The sequence below is a fragment of the Pantoea sp. M_10 genome, from assembly GCF_008631515.1.
GTDB classification, from domain to species: Bacteria; Pseudomonadota; Gammaproteobacteria; order Enterobacterales; family Enterobacteriaceae; genus Pantoea; species Pantoea anthophila.
Genome location: NZ_VWUL01000001.1, coordinates 695,646 through 710,494 on the forward strand (window position 1 = coordinate 695,646; position 14,849 = coordinate 710,494).

General features: G+C 57.8%; 19 protein-coding genes. 11 read left to right on the forward strand and 8 right to left on the reverse strand.

Features of this window, described 5'->3' with window-relative positions:
• Positions 1 to 187: 187 nt before the first annotated feature.
• Positions 188 to 871 carry a class I SAM-dependent methyltransferase gene (locus F3I47_RS03280; RefSeq protein ID WP_150029658.1) on the forward strand — a complete coding sequence of 228 codons (684 nt, stop codon included), beginning with the start codon at positions 188 to 190 and terminating at the stop codon, positions 869 to 871.
• Between the two features lie 88 nt (positions 872 to 959).
• On the opposite strand, the gene F3I47_RS03285 is transcribed toward F3I47_RS03280, so the two are convergent.
• Positions 960 to 1,208, reverse strand: coding sequence for a GlsB/YeaQ/YmgE family stress response membrane protein (locus tag F3I47_RS03285; RefSeq protein ID WP_009090782.1), 249 nt, complete (start codon positions 1,206 to 1,208; stop codon positions 960 to 962).
• Positions 1,209 to 1,416: 208 nt separating this feature from the next.
• Here F3I47_RS03285 and F3I47_RS03290 point away from each other — a divergent pair, with 208 nt between their 5' ends.
• Together F3I47_RS03290 and F3I47_RS03295 are read left to right on the forward strand one after the other, a co-directional pair.
• Positions 1,417 to 2,151: a flagellar brake protein gene (locus F3I47_RS03290; RefSeq protein WP_033736567.1), complete on the forward strand. Its 735-nt coding sequence runs from the start codon at positions 1,417 to 1,419 to the stop codon at positions 2,149 to 2,151.
• A 96-nt stretch (positions 2,152 to 2,247) separates the two neighbouring features.
• Positions 2,248 to 3,378: a mechanosensitive ion channel family protein gene (locus F3I47_RS03295; RefSeq protein ID WP_150029659.1), complete on the forward strand. Its 1,131-nt coding sequence runs from the start codon at positions 2,248 to 2,250 to the stop codon at positions 3,376 to 3,378.
• 65 nt (positions 3,379 to 3,443) lie between these two features.
• Here F3I47_RS03295 and F3I47_RS03300 read toward each other — a convergent pair whose 3' ends face one another.
• Genes F3I47_RS03300 through F3I47_RS03310 form a run of 3 tightly spaced genes read right to left on the reverse strand, consistent with a single transcriptional unit; the run spans position 3,444 to position 6,701 of the window.
• A complete protein-coding gene (locus tag F3I47_RS03300) occupies positions 3,444 to 4,931 on the reverse strand; it encodes an FGGY family carbohydrate kinase (protein ID WP_046101628.1) in 1,488 nt (495 codons plus the stop codon).
• A gap of 2 nt (positions 4,932 to 4,933) precedes the next feature.
• Positions 4,934 to 5,878 carry a transketolase family protein gene (locus F3I47_RS03305; protein ID WP_009090787.1) on the reverse strand — a complete coding sequence of 315 codons (945 nt, stop codon included), beginning with the start codon at positions 5,876 to 5,878 and terminating at the stop codon, positions 4,934 to 4,936.
• Entirely contained in the window at positions 5,871 to 6,701 is an 831-nt protein-coding gene (locus F3I47_RS03310) for a transketolase (protein ID WP_009090788.1), read from the reverse strand. Before F3I47_RS03310 ends, F3I47_RS03305 begins: the two co-directional genes overlap by 8 nt.
• A gap of 398 nt (positions 6,702 to 7,099) precedes the next feature.
• On the opposite strand from F3I47_RS03310, the gene F3I47_RS03315 reads away from it, so the two are divergent.
• Entirely contained in the window at positions 7,100 to 8,050 is a 951-nt protein-coding gene (locus F3I47_RS03315) for a sugar-binding transcriptional regulator (protein ID WP_009090789.1), read from the forward strand.
• A 36-nt stretch (positions 8,051 to 8,086) separates the two neighbouring features.
• Here F3I47_RS03315 and emtA read toward each other — a convergent pair whose 3' ends face one another.
• Positions 8,087 to 8,716, reverse strand: coding sequence for a membrane-bound lytic murein transglycosylase EmtA (gene emtA / locus F3I47_RS03320; RefSeq protein ID WP_072215488.1), 630 nt, complete (start codon positions 8,714 to 8,716; stop codon positions 8,087 to 8,089).
• Positions 8,717 to 8,882: 166 nt separating this feature from the next.
• Between emtA and ldcA the strand changes: the two genes are divergently transcribed.
• Positions 8,883 to 9,806, forward strand: coding sequence for a muramoyltetrapeptide carboxypeptidase (ldcA, locus tag F3I47_RS03325; RefSeq protein ID WP_009090791.1), 924 nt, complete (start codon positions 8,883 to 8,885; stop codon positions 9,804 to 9,806).
• 22 nt (positions 9,807 to 9,828) lie between these two features.
• Positions 9,829 to 10,491: an MBL fold metallo-hydrolase gene (locus F3I47_RS03330; RefSeq protein ID WP_058957480.1), complete on the forward strand. Its 663-nt coding sequence runs from the start codon at positions 9,829 to 9,831 to the stop codon at positions 10,489 to 10,491.
• Here the strand turns inward: F3I47_RS03330 and F3I47_RS03335 are convergent, their stop codons facing one another.
• The 3 genes from F3I47_RS03335 to F3I47_RS03345 all read right to left on the reverse strand — a co-directional run bounded on the left by F3I47_RS03335 (position 10,492) and on the right by F3I47_RS03345 (position 11,673).
• Entirely contained in the window at positions 10,492 to 10,905 is a 414-nt protein-coding gene (locus F3I47_RS03335; protein WP_058957481.1) for an N-acetyltransferase, read from the reverse strand.
• Positions 10,906 to 10,919: 14 nt separating this feature from the next.
• Positions 10,920 to 11,303, reverse strand: coding sequence for a hypothetical protein (locus tag F3I47_RS03340; RefSeq protein ID WP_009090796.1), 384 nt, complete (start codon positions 11,301 to 11,303; stop codon positions 10,920 to 10,922).
• 190 nt (positions 11,304 to 11,493) lie between these two features.
• Entirely contained in the window at positions 11,494 to 11,673 is a 180-nt protein-coding gene (locus F3I47_RS03345; RefSeq protein WP_009090798.1) for a hypothetical protein, read from the reverse strand.
• Between the two features lie 214 nt (positions 11,674 to 11,887).
• Here F3I47_RS03345 and F3I47_RS03350 point away from each other — a divergent pair, with 214 nt between their 5' ends.
• The 5 genes from F3I47_RS03350 (at position 11,888) to F3I47_RS22280 (ending at position 14,613) form a co-directional block, all read left to right on the forward strand.
• Complete coding sequence (locus tag F3I47_RS03350; RefSeq protein ID WP_150029660.1) at positions 11,888 to 12,217, forward strand: hypothetical protein; 330 nt, start codon at positions 11,888 to 11,890, stop codon at positions 12,215 to 12,217.
• A 61-nt stretch (positions 12,218 to 12,278) separates the two neighbouring features.
• The gene (locus F3I47_RS03355) at positions 12,279 to 12,836 is read left to right on the forward strand and encodes a hypothetical protein (protein WP_150029661.1); all 558 of its coding nucleotides are present in this window, start codon (positions 12,279 to 12,281) and stop codon (positions 12,834 to 12,836) included.
• A gap of 23 nt (positions 12,837 to 12,859) precedes the next feature.
• Entirely contained in the window at positions 12,860 to 13,870 is a 1,011-nt protein-coding gene (locus F3I47_RS03360) for a Ppx/GppA phosphatase family protein (protein ID WP_150029662.1), read from the forward strand.
• Between the two features lie 156 nt (positions 13,871 to 14,026).
• Complete coding sequence (locus F3I47_RS03365; protein WP_009090805.1) at positions 14,027 to 14,275, forward strand: YqjD family protein; 249 nt, start codon at positions 14,027 to 14,029, stop codon at positions 14,273 to 14,275.
• 167 nt (positions 14,276 to 14,442) lie between these two features.
• Positions 14,443 to 14,613: a hypothetical protein gene (locus F3I47_RS22280; RefSeq protein ID WP_009090806.1), complete on the forward strand. Its 171-nt coding sequence runs from the start codon at positions 14,443 to 14,445 to the stop codon at positions 14,611 to 14,613.
• Positions 14,614 to 14,849 lie beyond the last annotated feature (236 nt).

Below are 14,849 nucleotides of genomic sequence, written 5' to 3' on the forward strand. Positions count from 1 at the left end.
TTCAAATCCGCTCAGAATTATCTTTCTCTGCCTGCAGATCTTTCCCTCCCGAACGTTCCTGAAATCCGCCCGGCCTTTTTTCTGCCGCTTCGCTCACAGATAGAACTATGGCCGAAATGGTGCGATGACACGCAGGCGGCCCTGACGTATAAAACAGAGGGTCCGGCGTTGAAAAGGAGTCTCTGACATGAACCCCTATGAACAATATTACAGGCAGCTTCTGGCAAACGGCGCGGTGGCCTGGGCGGGAGAAGGTTATCTCAGAGCCAAAAAACAGCAGGAAGAAATCTTCCAGTGGCTTCGTACTCACCACTATTTACCGGAGCCTGGCGCGCCGGTACTGGAGATGGGATGTGGTAATGGCGCCATGGCCGCACAGTCTCTCGCTGAGCAGGGATATTCAGTCTGGGGGGTAGACTGGTCAGAGACCGCAATAGAGTGGGCCGAAAAGCGTTTTCAGCAAGCCGGACTCACCGCGACATTTCTTGTCGGCAATGTCTGTCATATCGATCGCTGCCAGGCGGCAACGTTTGAGCTCATTATTGATGGCAGCTGCTTACACTGCCTGATCGACGACGATCGGCAGCGCTTTTTTGCCGAGGTAAGAAGGCTGCTCAGCCCGGAGGGACGCTTTGTGATCGGTTCGATGTGCGGCACACCTCGTCATTCAGCCGACATGGCTGCGTATGATCCCTGCAGCCACCATTTATGGAAAGCCGGCAAGCCCTGGCGGACCCTGAAGCCGCTCCCTGATTTACGGCGTGAAGTCGAAAGTGCGCATTTCACGGTGGAGGCAGTCAGCGTTAATGAAAATGCATGGTGGGATCACGCTACGATAGTCTGTTCGCAGCAAAAGAGGCTCATAGCATGATGGGCAAGGGCGTTAAAAAGCGATCCAATCTGAGTCATAAAAAAGGGGACGAATCGCTTCGTCCCCTTTTTTGTTTAAACCGTTACGGTCAACTGCGTACCTTGCGGTAGATAAACAGCACCACGATGGCACCGATCACTGCGACCACAAAGCTTCCGAAGTTAAACCCATCGACGCGGCCGAAGCCAAACAGCGTACTGATCCAGCCCCCGACCACAGCACCGATAATACCCAGCACCACCGTCAGAATGAAACCGCCACCGTCTTTACCCGGCATAATCCACTTCGCCAGAATACCCGCGATCAAGCCAAAGACGATCCAGGAAATAATACCCATCTGTTGCTCCTTCCTTTTTTGATTACATCGTGAACGCCTGATTAATCAAGCGGTTTACTGCGCTAAGTATAGCGAGCTTTTCAGAAAGTGCCTGCCTGCCCTCACGATTTTTTCGGCGTACCCTGGCTAAAGCTTTTTTCCGCTGCGCCGATAACCGTAATGAGGTAGTCAGAACGTAAAAATAATAAAACCCCTTGTGGAGCAGGATGTGAAAGAAGCCGACCAGGAACAATATTTAAAACGTGGCACGCTGGCGGTTCTGGGCGTAATGAAAGATCTGCTGCGACTGCAGACACCATTACTGGTGCGTTTTCCGCGCGGGCAGTTTATCAGCCGGATGCTGGCTGCCGACGCAGACCGCCTGCTGTTTGACCTCGGCAGTAATAATCTGGATAACGACTACGCCCTGACCAGCGACGATCTCAGCATCACGGCGGAAACCTACGGCGCAAAGGTTGAGTTCAGTCTCGCCTCGCTGGAGAAGGTCGATTTTGATGGCCTGCCCGCCTTCAGCGCGCCGCTGCCCGAGCTGGTGTGGCAGATTCAGCGACGGGAATTTTTCCGGGTCACTGCCCCGCTGGCGCCGGAGTTCTGGTGCCATACCGTGTGGCCGGATGGCCGGAAAACGCGTCTGCGCCTGCAGGATCTGTCGCTGGGCGGGATCGGTGTGCTGGTGGACGAGGCGCTGCCGGAAGGATTGCAGAATGGCGACAGTTTCAATCAGTTTCGCGTGGAGCTGGGTGAGTATGGTCATTTTGAGGTGCCGGTTAAGCTGCTGCACATCGGCGAACGCACTGTCGTGACGCATAAAAATGAAACCCGCGTGACGCCCCGTCTCAGCTTCCGGTTTGCCACGCTGAACCCAACGCAGGAGCGACAGCTTCAGCAGATTATCTTCTCCCTTGAGCGACTGGCCCGCGATAAATCGACCCGATTTCAGTAACCCCTTTCCGGATGCGTGCCCCCAGGGGGCCGCATCCAGGCTATGCTTCCTGCTTGATTTCTTTTAAACCGGAACCCAGCAAGGAGACCTTCCCCAATGGAAAACTGGCTCTCATCACGTCATTTTCACTCCCTCTTTTTTAACCAGACGTTCTGGCTCAACAGCGCCATCGTGGTGGTCGCCACCCTGGTGATCTACTGGGTGTTGCGCACCCTGATTCGCTTTATCTCCAACCGGATTGCCCTTTACAGCGAACACCGTCACGTTCGTGTCACGGCGATCCTGGTGGAGATCCTGCGAAGCACCAGCCAGACCCTGCTGCTGATCTTTTCGCTGCTGATCGCCCTGAAATTTGTCGATCTGCCCGCCTCATGGAGCGCCACCATCGCCCACGGCTGGTTCCTGGCGCTGATTGTGCAACTCGCCCTGTGGATCGACAGCGGCATCCGGCTGTGGCTGAAGAGCCTGATGCGCGATCCGCTGCACGTGCGTAATCCGGTGACCACGGTGATCCTCGGGATTCTGCTGCGGGTCGTGGTCTGGATCATGATGTTCCTCGCTATTCTGTCGAACATGGGTATCAATATTACCGCACTGGTCGCCAGCCTCGGGGTCGGCGGTATCGCCATTGCACTGGCCATTCAGACCGTGCTGAGCGATGTGTTTGCGTCACTGGCGATTGGTTTTGATAAGCCTTTTGAGCATGGCGATTTTATTGTCTTTGGCGACATTGCCGGTTCCATCGAGCATATCGGCCTGAAAACGACCCGGCTGCGCAGCCTGAGCGGAGAGCAAATCGTCTGCTCAAACACCATTCTGTTGCAGCAGACCATTCACAACTACAAGCGTATGCAGCAGCGCCGCATCGTCTTTAAGTTTGGCATCAGCTACGCCACCCCGTCGGAGCAGGTTCGGGAGATTAGCCCGCTGGTTAAGGCGATCATCGAGGGTGTGGAAACCACGCGTTTTGACCGCGCCCACTTCCTGGCGTTTGAGGATTCGAAGCTGACGTTTGAAGTGGTCTATTACGTGCTGGATGCGGATTACAACAAATATATGGATATTCAGCAGGAGATTAACCTGCAGCTGATGGCGGCCATGGAAGCGCGCAATATTCGCTTCGCCTTCCCGATCCGTCAGGTCGAGTTCAGCGGCGGCAATCTGCCGCCAGTGGATCTGGTTGCCGTGGAGAATGATAAGGGCGATGTACGTCAAATGGCGCGCTGAAGTGTTGCCTGGCCTCAGGTGGTTTCAGGCCAGGCAATCCGTCACGCCGCTGCGCCGGATCGCGCTTAACGCGGCTGAAAACGGCAGCGGGCAACAGCATCGAGCCAGCCTTTGTAGTTTTCCTGCATAGCGTGCGCGCGCGCGTCACGGGGCAGGATAACGCTGCCCCCCTGCAGCGCCTGCATATCACTGCCCTGCTGCCACCATCCCAGTACTTTGCCGGCCAGCAACGCTGCGCCCAGGGCGGAGACTTCGGCGGTGGGCACCCGGTAGAGCGGACGCTGTAACACATCGGCCTGTAGCTGCATCAGCCAGCTGTTTTCCGTGGCGCTGCCATCCACACACAGCGCCGGAAGCTGCTGACCGCTCGCCTGCTCCATCGCAAAAAAGACATCGGCGATTTGCCAGACGATCGACTCCAGCGCCACCCGCGCCAGCACCGCGGGGGTGGCGGCATCCGTCAATCCGCACACCATGCCGCGCGCCTGTAAATCCCACCAGGGCGCGCCCAGTCCTGAGAGCGCCGGGACGAAGTAGATGCCCTGATTGTCATCGCAGCCCTGCGCCAGCGCAGTCAGTTCACGTGGGTCCTGCACGCCGAGCAGCTTACCCAGCCAGGCCGCGCCTGAGCCGGTGTGGGTAATATTGCCTTCAAAGGCATAACGCAGCGTACCGTCGTGCCAGGCCACGGTAGTGCTGAGGCCATTTTCGGTCAGTAACGGCGTCGCCATGGACATCATCAGGGACGAGCCGGTGCCGTAGGTGGCTTTTACGACTTCAGCGTCTCCGCGTCGCTGCGCCTGCAGGGCGGCATGCGAATCGCCGATGCGCGCCAGAATGGGGGTGCCCGGCGCTAAGCCGGGAATGGTGTTCACCGCCACCACACCCTGCTCACTGGCGGAGGCGATGATGCGCGGCAGCGCGGCTCGCGGCAGCTGAAACAGCGTCAGCAGCTCGTCGTCCCAGTCGTTCAGGTGCAGGCTGTAGAGCTGCGTACGGGCGGCATTAGCATGATCGGTCACAAAGCATTCGCCCGCGCTGAGCTGCCAGCTGAGCCAGCAATCGACTGTGCCGATGCAGAGCTCGCCGGCTGCGGCCCGTGCCGCGCCATCGGGGATGGCAGCCAGCATCCCGGTCAGCTTCGCCGCCGGAAACATCGGATCGACGGCCAGCCCGGTCAGGCCACTGATCCGGGGGGCTTTGCCTGCCTGGTGCAGATCGCGACAGAACGACTCAGAACGGCGATCCTGCCAGCTTACCAGCGGCGTCAGTGGCTGCCCGTCGCGCCGCTGCCAGATCAGCACCGACTCCCGCTGATTACTGATCGCGACGGCGGCGACAGGCGCGCCCCCGCATGCCGCCAGACACCGGGTGATCGCTTCCCTCACCGCCTGCCAGATTGCCATCGGGTCCTGCTCAGCCAGCCCCGGCTGGGGATGGTGCAGGGTTAAACTCTGGCTGCCACGCGCCACCACCCGCCCGGCACGATCAACCGCTATCGCCTTGGCATTGGTCGTGCCTTCATCGATTGCCAGAATCAGAGGTCCCGCCATGTTCACACTCCTGCGCAGATGCGCGCTGCACTCTTCACCACGCTGCTGGCGTCAATGCCGTGACGGGCACGCGTGGCGGCCCGATCGCCGGCAATCGCATACTCCCCATCAGCAATGCCGAGCCGGACCAGCGGAATGCTGCAGCCGCCTTCTGCCAGCACTTCCGCGACCAGGCTGCCGACACCGCCATTGACGTTATGCTCCTCCACGGTCACGACCGCCGGATAGTGATTTAACAGGTTGCGCAGCTGTTGGGTATCACAGGGTCGAATCGATGGAACCGCGATCACGCCCGCTGAAATACCCTGCTCAGCCAGTTGCGCAGCGGCGTGAACCACCTCATGAACTGTGGATCCCATCGCCACCAGGGCGATATCGCGGCCTTCACGTAACAGGTCGATCGCACCGGGTCTGAAGCGGTAGGTGTCATCATGCAGCTGCGGCAGATCTTTGCCATCAAGGCGGATATAGACCGGGCCGACGTGTTCCAGGGCGTAATCAATAATCTGACGACACTCCAGCGGACAGGACGGTGCGTAGATCTCGATGTTGCCAAAGCCGCGCATCACGGCGATATCGTCAATGCTGTGATGGGTGCTGGCTAACGGGCCATAGCTGGCACCGGCATTCAGCCCGAACAGTTTGACGTTGGTGTTGTTGTAGCAGACGTCGACTTTTACCTGCTCATTGGCGCGTGAAACCAGAAACGGCGCGGCGTTGCAGGTCACGGCGATTTTGCCGCCCAGCGCCAGGCCTGCTGCCGTTCCCACCAGCGTCTGCTCCGCGATGCCGACGTTAATCAGCCGGTCGGGAAAGGCCTTGATAAAAGGCGCGATTTTGGCGGTGGAGGTGGAGTCCGCGACCACCGGTACCAGATCGACGCCGCGATTCACCGCATCGATAAAGGCCGTAACCATGACGTTTGCCAGGTGTTGTGCATTACTCATCTTTCAGTTCCTCCAGTGCCAGCGCGATCTCTTCGCCTTTCGGCACCCGGTGATGCCACTCCGCCTTGCTCTGAATAAAGGAGACGCCGAAACCTTTCTCGGTATGCGCCACAACCACCTGCGGCTTGCCGTTCTGCGGCAGGTTTTCAAGGGTGCTGACGACCGCCGCCATCGCATTGCCGTTACATTCACTGACCTCCAGCCCAAAAGCGCGCCATTTTTCCGGCAGCGGGTCCGTGTTCATGATGTCCCGGGTGGCGCCCGCCAGTTGCAGTTTGTTCTTGTCATTGATGATGATCAGATTGTCGAGCCCATAGTGCGCCGCCACCAGAGCGGCCTCCCAGTTGCTCCCTTCCGCCAGTTCGCCATCACCGGTCACGACAAAGATGCGGCGGGAACTGCGATCTTTTTTCGCCGCGAGGGCGATGCCTACCGCCACCGGCAGGCCGTGCCCCAGCGCACCGGTGTTCAGCTCCACGCCCGGTGTCTTCTGGCGCACCGGGTGGCCCGGCAGAGGAGAGTCAGCGTGCTGATAGGTGGTAAGCCACTCGGTCGGGAAATAGCCCGCTTCCGCCAGTACGCAGTAGTAGCCCCCTACCGCATGCCCTTTGGACTGAATGTAGATGTCGCGATCGTTATCCTCTGTGCGATCCGGTGCGCAGTTCAGAATACGGAAGTAGAGCGCGGTCAGGATCTCGACCTGCGACAGGTCAGCACCGGTGTGCCCGCCTGCCGGACTGCCCGCGTTAAGCTGGATAATGCGGCGGCGTATCGCCCGCGCCCGGCGTTCAAGCTCATCGACTGAAAGATTGAAAGGGTTCATGTTCTGCCTCTGAATTTTAAATCGACCGTGAATATATATTCACGATGGGTAAAAAAATTAACCGTTAACGTATCCGGTCCGGAATCGGCCACCTGTCATCCTGTATAAATGCGTCGTTAAACAGCGTGTCAGATCGGTTCATCACCTGACGGGTATCTCCATCCCCCCATGATCCCTTTAGCCTGACAACCGGCACCGTGGGGACAAAAGGGCCTGCTCACGAATTTCAATGAATATATATTCAATGACGATTTTATATGCATAATGACTATGCGCCTCTGCTGAGGCATCGTCCAACAGGCGATCGTCAAAAAGCGAAAACGATCACAAATTCGCCTGCGTTGTGATTTTGATGATCCTGGTTAACAATACCGGGCAGACTCTGAGAGGGAAAACCGATGGCTAAACAGGATGAACAGCGACTGATGGTGAAGATCGCCACCCTTTACTATATCGAGGGGCTGAAGCAGTCGGAGATCGCGCAGTCGCTGTCCCTGTCGCAGTCCTTTGTCTCACGCATCCTTAATCGCAGCGTAAAAGAGGGTGTGGTCAAAATCAGCGTTGTGCCACCGGCCAATGTCTATCCTGAGCTGGAAAAAGCGATTGAGCAGACCTACCACCTGCCCCAGGCGATTGTGGTTGATGTGCCGGACCAGGCTTCTCCGCTGCAGATCAAACAGGCGATTGGATCGGCGGCAGCGCACTATCTCGAAACCCGCCTGCGCAACGATGAACTGATTGGCATCTCCTCCTGGAGCGGCACCATCCGGGCGATGGTCGATGCGCTGCATCCGCTCAACATCGCCTGCAAAGGGGTTATCCAGCTGCTGGGCGGGGTTGGCGCTAACGGCAATGTGCAGGCCACCATTCTGACGCAGAATCTGGCGGCGCTGCTGAACTGCCCCGCCTGGCTGCTGCCGTCTCAGTCAATCGAACATTCGGTCAGCGATCGCCAGCGGCTGTCAGCCAACGCGGAAGTTGCGGAGGTACTGGAGCAGTTTGAGCAGGTCGATCTGGCGATTGTCGGTATTGGCGACCTTGAGCCGTCAGCCCTGTTGCGCAATTCAGGCAACTACTACGATGGTGAAATGCTGCAGACCCTGGCGGCACGCGGTGCCGTGGGGGATATCTGCCTGCACTACTTCGATGCCTGCGGACAGCCGGTGCTGCAGCCGGAAGAAGATCCGGTGATCGGCATGGAGCTGGCGCAGGTTAAGCAGTGCCCGCAGGTCGTGGGACTGGCTGGCGGACGCGAGAAAGCGCCGGCGATTCGTGCGGCGCTGCTGGGCGGCTACATTAAAGTGCTGATCGTCGATTATCCGACGGCGCGGCTGCTGCTCGCGCCGTAGGGAGTGCGCCCGCTATCATGCCGAGGCGCTTTCCGGTCAGATCGTGCGGTAGGCGGTGGTAACCTTCCACAGATAGCGCGGAGCCTGCGCCGCCGGATGTTTGTTCTGGACATGCTGATAAAACTCATCCGGCGACATCGCATTGATCATCGCAATGGCACGATCGCGGTCGCGGGAGAAGGTTCGCAGCAGCGCACCGGCACCGTTGGCATAGGAGACGATGGTGGCATAACGCAGCGTCAGCGGATCGCGAATCCCTGACAGAGCGGAATCCTGCAGGATGCGGATATAGGCGGTGCCGATATCGATATTTTTAGCCGGATCGCGCAGTTCGGCATTCGATGGCTGACCGCGGCGACCCTGAGTCCGGTAAACTTCACGCCCGGCGGTCGAGGCTTTGATCTGCATCAGGCCCACCGCATTCGAACGGCTCACCACGCCAGGATTTCCCCCCGACTCGACACTGATAATGGCGCTGATAAGCTTCTCATCAACGCCATAATGACTGGCGGCATCTTCGGTAAACATTGACCATGCGCTGTTAACGCTGGAAGGCGGTGCCTGAGTGAGAGGCGTATTACGCTGTTTCACTGCGTGGTGCGGTGGCTCGCTGGCACAGCCGGTCAGGAGTAACGCTGAGAGTATAAGGTGTCGGATTTTCAGCAATTTTTCGTCTCATAGCGGTAGTGGCGAATGCTATCATACCCAGACAGCCTGAGAGCAAAATTACCGTTTATCCTAAATGCACGAAAAAGCGGCCCGTGTCGTGACTTCAGGGGTGTATTTCGTCATCATCGCCTCAGGTCAAGGGCGCTAACAGCAGGAAAGTATGATGATTTCACGTTCAGTTCGTCTTATCTCCCCCTCCGGTTACTGTCACAATCAGCCTGCGGCACTGTGCGGCATTGCGCGACTGCGCGAGGCGGGCCATCGGGTAGAGAATGAGCAGATCATTACCCGGCGTTTTCAGCGCTTCGCCGGGACAGACGCCGAACGGCTGGCGGATATTAACCAGCTTGCCACACTCAGCACGCTGCCCGATGTGGTGCTGGCGGTGCGCGGCGGTTATGGTGCCAGCCGGTTACTGGAATCGATCGACTATGTCGGCCTGCAGCGTCGCCTGCTGAATCAGCCGCTGGCGCTGTGCGGGCACAGTGATTTCACCGCCATTCAGCTGGCGCTGCTGGCGCAGGTCGGCTTAATCACCTTCAGCGGTCCGATGCTGGCCGGCAACTTCGGTGCCGCGACCTTATCTGAATTTACCCTGCATCACTTCTGGCAGGCTCTGACATCACCTACAGTAGACGTGGCATGGCAGAGCGAAACGCCTGATGAGGGTGAGTGGCAGGGGACGCTATGGGGCGGTAATCTGGCGATGCTCTGCTCGCTGACTGGCACGCCGTGGATGCCACAGATTGAAAACGGCATTCTGGTCATTGAGGATGTGAATGAACATCCGTTCCGCATAGAACGTATGCTGATTCAGCTGCAGCAGAGCGGCATTCTGGCGCGCCAGCGGGCGCTGGTCACCGGCAGCTTTACCAGCACCGCACTGACAGAGTATGACAACGGGTTTGACTTCAGCACCGTCTGGCAGCGGGTGCGTGAAACCACCGGCCTGCCGGTGATCAGCGGTCTGGATTTTGGTCACGCGGCTGACACCGTGACCCTGCCCCTGGGGGCCAGCGCACGATTAGCGGTCCGTCAGGGCCAGGCCAGTTTACAGGCAAGCGGGCATCCCGTTCTGCGGGAATAAAGAACGTTTCAGGAGATCGACATTGAAGCCGTTGTATGACGATTTGTGGATCTCAACCCCGGAATTTCCGGTGGAAGATGCCGTTAATGACCTGATGATGCATGGCTTTATGCTGCGTCACCCTCGCGGCAATCTGCTGATTGGCCGCGTAGAAAATCCGCTCGATCATGAAGTGCTGGCCGATAGCGGTGGCGTGATCCGCCACTATCTGACCCACTGGCACGAGTCTGCGCCGGGGGCGGCGGTGATCCAGCAGCGCTTCAGCAGCGCACTTTACTGCCATAGCCGGTCGCTGGGCCCCATCAGCCGCTTCGCGGAGCCTGATGACACCTTTTCGCAGCAGGAGACGCACTTCGGGGATTTTCATCTGCTGCCGACGCCAGGGCACACGCCGGGCAGCAGCAGTTACCTCTATACCTCGCCGCTGGGGCTGACCTATCTGTTTGTCGGGGATACGGTGACGCGGTCGCACGATAACTGGATCACCGTGCTGGTGCCGGACAGTAATCCGGCGGAGCTGAGTCAGACGCTGGAATTGTACCGTTCGCTGCGTCCCGACGTGGTGCTGATGAGCACCACGCGCGGACATCTCTCGTGGAAAAAGGTCACCCTGCAGAGCTGGCTGGCAGCGATCGATGAAGCTGAGCAGCACCCGCTCGATCTGCGTCAGCAGCCGCTGTTCTGATTACAGCGTTTTCGTCAGATAGTGGCGCTGGTGGTGGCGTGGATAGTTATCCAGGCTGAAACGCAGCGTATAGCCAAGCTTTTCATAAAACGGTCGCGCCTGAAAACTGGCGGTATCCACCTGGGCAAAGCGGCAGCCGCGATCCCGCGCCTCCTGCTCGGCGGCCTGAATCAGCGCGCTGCCCGCCCCCTGCCCGCGCAGCGCCTCACTGACCCACAGCATATCAATCCGCAGCCAGTTTCCGGCCGTTGACCCGGTCAGACCCGCCAGCTTTTTGCCCTGCTCATCACGGATGAAGACGCCAATTGAGCGGATCTCATCCACATTAATAAACTTACGGTTGAAGGCGGTCAGACCCAGTCTGACCTCATCCAGATCCTGTGCGGTAACCGTGTCGGTAATTTCAGGTTTCATCGTGGCTTCCGGTGTCAGGTGTCAGAGCGCGCTCTGTCGTCGTAGCGCTCAAGCGTCAGCGCATCCACATCGCGTTTTTCACTGCGGCTGCAGGGCAGCAGTTTATCGCTACCGCGATAAACAAAGAAGGTCGCCTGGGTGCGCTGATTCACAATCAGCTGATCGCCATTGCGAAAGCGGGTAATCGCCACTTTGTCGCCCGCCTCCAGGCGGGTACGCTGCTGGCCTGCGGCAATCTGGAAGTGTCCGGGAGGCCACATCAGGGTGGATAATCCATATTCGGCGCGTGAAATGGTCATGGTCGCCCGACCGGGACAGGTGAGCTGAAATTCAGTTTCGCTCCATGCGGGCGCGACGTGGCAGGCCATCAGGCCCAGAGCAATCAATGCTGCCTTCATGCTGTGTCTCCACTGAAGAGGATTTCTACAGGAATGAATAGCTTAACATATCCCTGCCCCCTGATGAGGCACAGGCGCGTCGGGAACAAGACCACGAAAAGATAGAATCGGGGTGAGAAAAAGCGGAAAGTTGAGAAAAGATAAAGTAATCCGGTCAGCATATCGGCGCCGCATGCTGACCGGATAACGGTTATTCGGCGGCAACCTCTGCGGCCACCAGCATCAGCGCCAGCCCGGCATTCTCGCTGTCATACGCCTGCATCGCTGCGCGAATACGCTCGGAGCAGGCAACGACCTGTTGCTTCTTATCGGCATCTAACTGGTCAATCGCGTGGCGAATAATCATTAGACTGGCTTCTTCTTCTTTCATCATTTATCCCTGGATTTGCCTAAGTGGTGCGCAAAGGAGCCAAGAATACCGTTTATTGATAAGCAAAGTCACCCTTTTACATTCCTGTTGCTTAACGATTAAACAAATCGCAAACAGGAAGCGCAGCGGAAACTGCTATGATTAACAAAATGATGGCCTGGCAGAAGAGACGCCACGCCACGACACGCCCAGGGATTGAAGCAGGTAGAAAATCATGATGCGACTCAGCATTTTTATCCTCATCACCATACTGACTGGATGTTCATCTGGCCCGAAAGGGGTCAACTGTCCGGGTGAGGTTTCGACAATTTATGGTCAGCCGATGGGGCAAACGCAGGGACGGATTTTTGATCTGGTCAGCGCCTTCACCGTGACCCGGGATGACGTCAGCGTGGAGAGTGGGCCGCTGCAGTCGCTGGATCGCTTTAAATATGTCCCCTCCGCAGTGACGCGGGAAGGCTACTATGCGCAGCGCCTCTCTGATAAGCAGTTCCGGCTGATCAATCCCTACCAGGATACCCAGATTACCTGGACCTGTCCGTAAGGGGTGAATCCTGCTGCCAGATGGTTTATTGTCAGGAAACGTCAAGCAGCAGGTTTCCCCGATGGAAAAGCGTCTGGATAACAACGGTTATATCGATTTCCCCTTTCCGGCCACCCGCAATGCGGATGGCTCCGTCAATCCGTGCGGTATTGATTTAACGCTGGAAACCAGCCGGCTGGAGGAGATTGCGGTCCTGAACCGCTCAGAAAACCTGCGCCGACTGGTCGAAGAGGTCAATCTGCAGGAGGGGCTGTTTATGACGCTCGCCTGCGACTGGCAGCAGCAGGCCGATGCGGTCTGCGGCTTTATCGATGTGGCCTTTCGTCCCGATCTGCCGCAGCACGGTCACGACGAGGCACTGGCGCTGGAAGCGCATTTCATTCGCTACCTGGCCGGGCAGGAGAAGCAGCATAAGCTGCCTGCTGAAACGCTGGTAAATTATGCCCGCTCGGTGCTCGACTGGAGCTGGTCGCCTCTTCGCCAGCGTCAGCGCGACTATGAAAAGATCACCGTTCAGTTCTATTGTCCGCAGGCTGACGACGCCGAATGGTGTTTCGATCACCTGCGTCATTTCCTGGTGAGCGTTTATCCGGCCTGCGTCACGGCCCGCTCACGCTGATCCCCCTGGCATCCGGAGTCGCTATGCGTTCTGCTGCACTGTCTGCTGTTACCCTCTTCTGTTCGCTCTTTTTCGCCACGTCTGCCCTGGCCGATCGCTGCCAGCAAATTCGCGCCGGTCTTGATATCGGTTCCGGCACCACCAAAATCGCGGTGGCCCGCGTCAATGTCTGCCAGTCGCGCATTGAAAAAGTGCTCTATCAGGATCAGCGCGCCGTCGCCTGGAACGATGCGCTGGCACATGCTCCGGACAATCAGCTCACGCCGGCGATCGCCCGCCAGGGCGCCGCGGCGCTGCAGCAGCTTCTGGCCCATGCTCAGCGCTTTCATCCTCAGCGTATCAGCGGCGTGGCGACCGCCGTGTTTCGCAACGCCCGCAATGGCCAGGCGGTCATTGACGATCTGCAGCGGCAGACCGGGGCGCAAATCAGCCTGATCTCACAGCAGCAGGAGGCGAAGCTCGGCTTCCTCTCCGCCAGAGCCGCGCTGAACGATCCCGCGATCCGTGATGAGCAGTTGCTGGTCTGGGATATTGGCGGCGGATCGATGCAGATGACCGCCTGGCGACAGCAGGCCGGTCAGCCGGTGGCCGATATCTATCAGGGAAAGCTGGCTTCCGTGACGCTGAAAAACTTTATCCTGCGCGTGCTGAAGAACAGCCCGGATGCCCCGTCACCCAACCCGATTGGCTCCTGGCGGCAGTCCGTGCTGCGCTTCGTGCAGTTTTATGCCACTAACGAGGTCAGCTCGCAGATCAAACAAGATGTGGCGGGTCGCCGGGTCATCGGTATTGGTGGTGTGCACGGGTTCTCCATCCGCAATCAGTTACCGGGCAGACCCCATCACTACACCCTGGCAGCATTGCGTCAGCTCTCTCAGCAGCAGGTCTGGAAGGGTGACAGTGAACTGTCAGGCGACTATCGCGCCACGGACGTCAGCAATCTGTTGCTGGTTGAAGGCTATATGGAGGCGCTGAAAATCAACGAGGTGACGATCGTGGAGGCCAGTCTGCTCCAGGGCGTGCTGTTGCAATAGCCCTGTCTCTGCCCTGCTTCGCCTCCGGCTGAGCCGCTGACACCGCGCCATTAACAGCCGGACATAATTTTTTAGCCTCTGATTTGCCTCTGACGGAGCAGGATTCACTATCTTTGCTACGCTTTGAGTGTCTCACTTAAAACCAAGGAGCAACAGATGTCAGGAAAAATCGAAGATAAAGTAAAAGAAGCCGCTGGCGCAGTTCAGGAACAATGGGGCGCAGCAACCGGCTCTTCTGAGCATCAGGCTAAAGGCGCCGCGCGCCGTTATGCCAACCAGGCAAGCTACGCGGCACGCGATGCTGCTGACTGCATCAAGGATCAGGTTCAGTCTAATCCTGTTGCGGGTCTGGCTGTTGCGGCAGGCGTGGGTGTTGTCCTCGGCTTTCTGCTGGGCCGCAAGTAATCCTGCAGAACGTCAGCAGAACGGAAGCCGGTGGCTTCCGTTTTTTTTTCGCTCACAGCGACGTGCCGCTGAGAAACATCTGAAAAATAACCCTTTTCAGGCCAGATCGCGGTCAGTCACTATGATTAAGTGAGCTTCCCTTTTTCTGACAACATCAAGGTGACCTTATGAAAACAATTCCTGCCCTGCTGCTCGTTGCAGCGACGCTGACCTCTCTGGCGGGCTGCTCACACCAGAGCAGTGCGATTAAAGAAGATGGACGTCCTCATGCGCCAAGCGGTCAGTCATCACCAGGCGGCACGCTCGGCTCCGGCCCGGTGGGTCAGCCTCAGTCCTGATTCCCGGCCCCGGCTCTGACGCCGGGGTCTGTTTTTAGTGCGCGGCATTAACCGATAGCGCGCATAAAATAATGTCACTCATTGTTATCCTGCTATTAGTTATTACTGCAATTAACATCACATGCAAAATAAAATAATTTTTTAAGATTCATCCCAGTCCTTTTCAATAAACCCCTACTCTCTTTACGCAATCCTGTAAATACACCCTGTATAAACAACACAGAAATTGTGGAAAC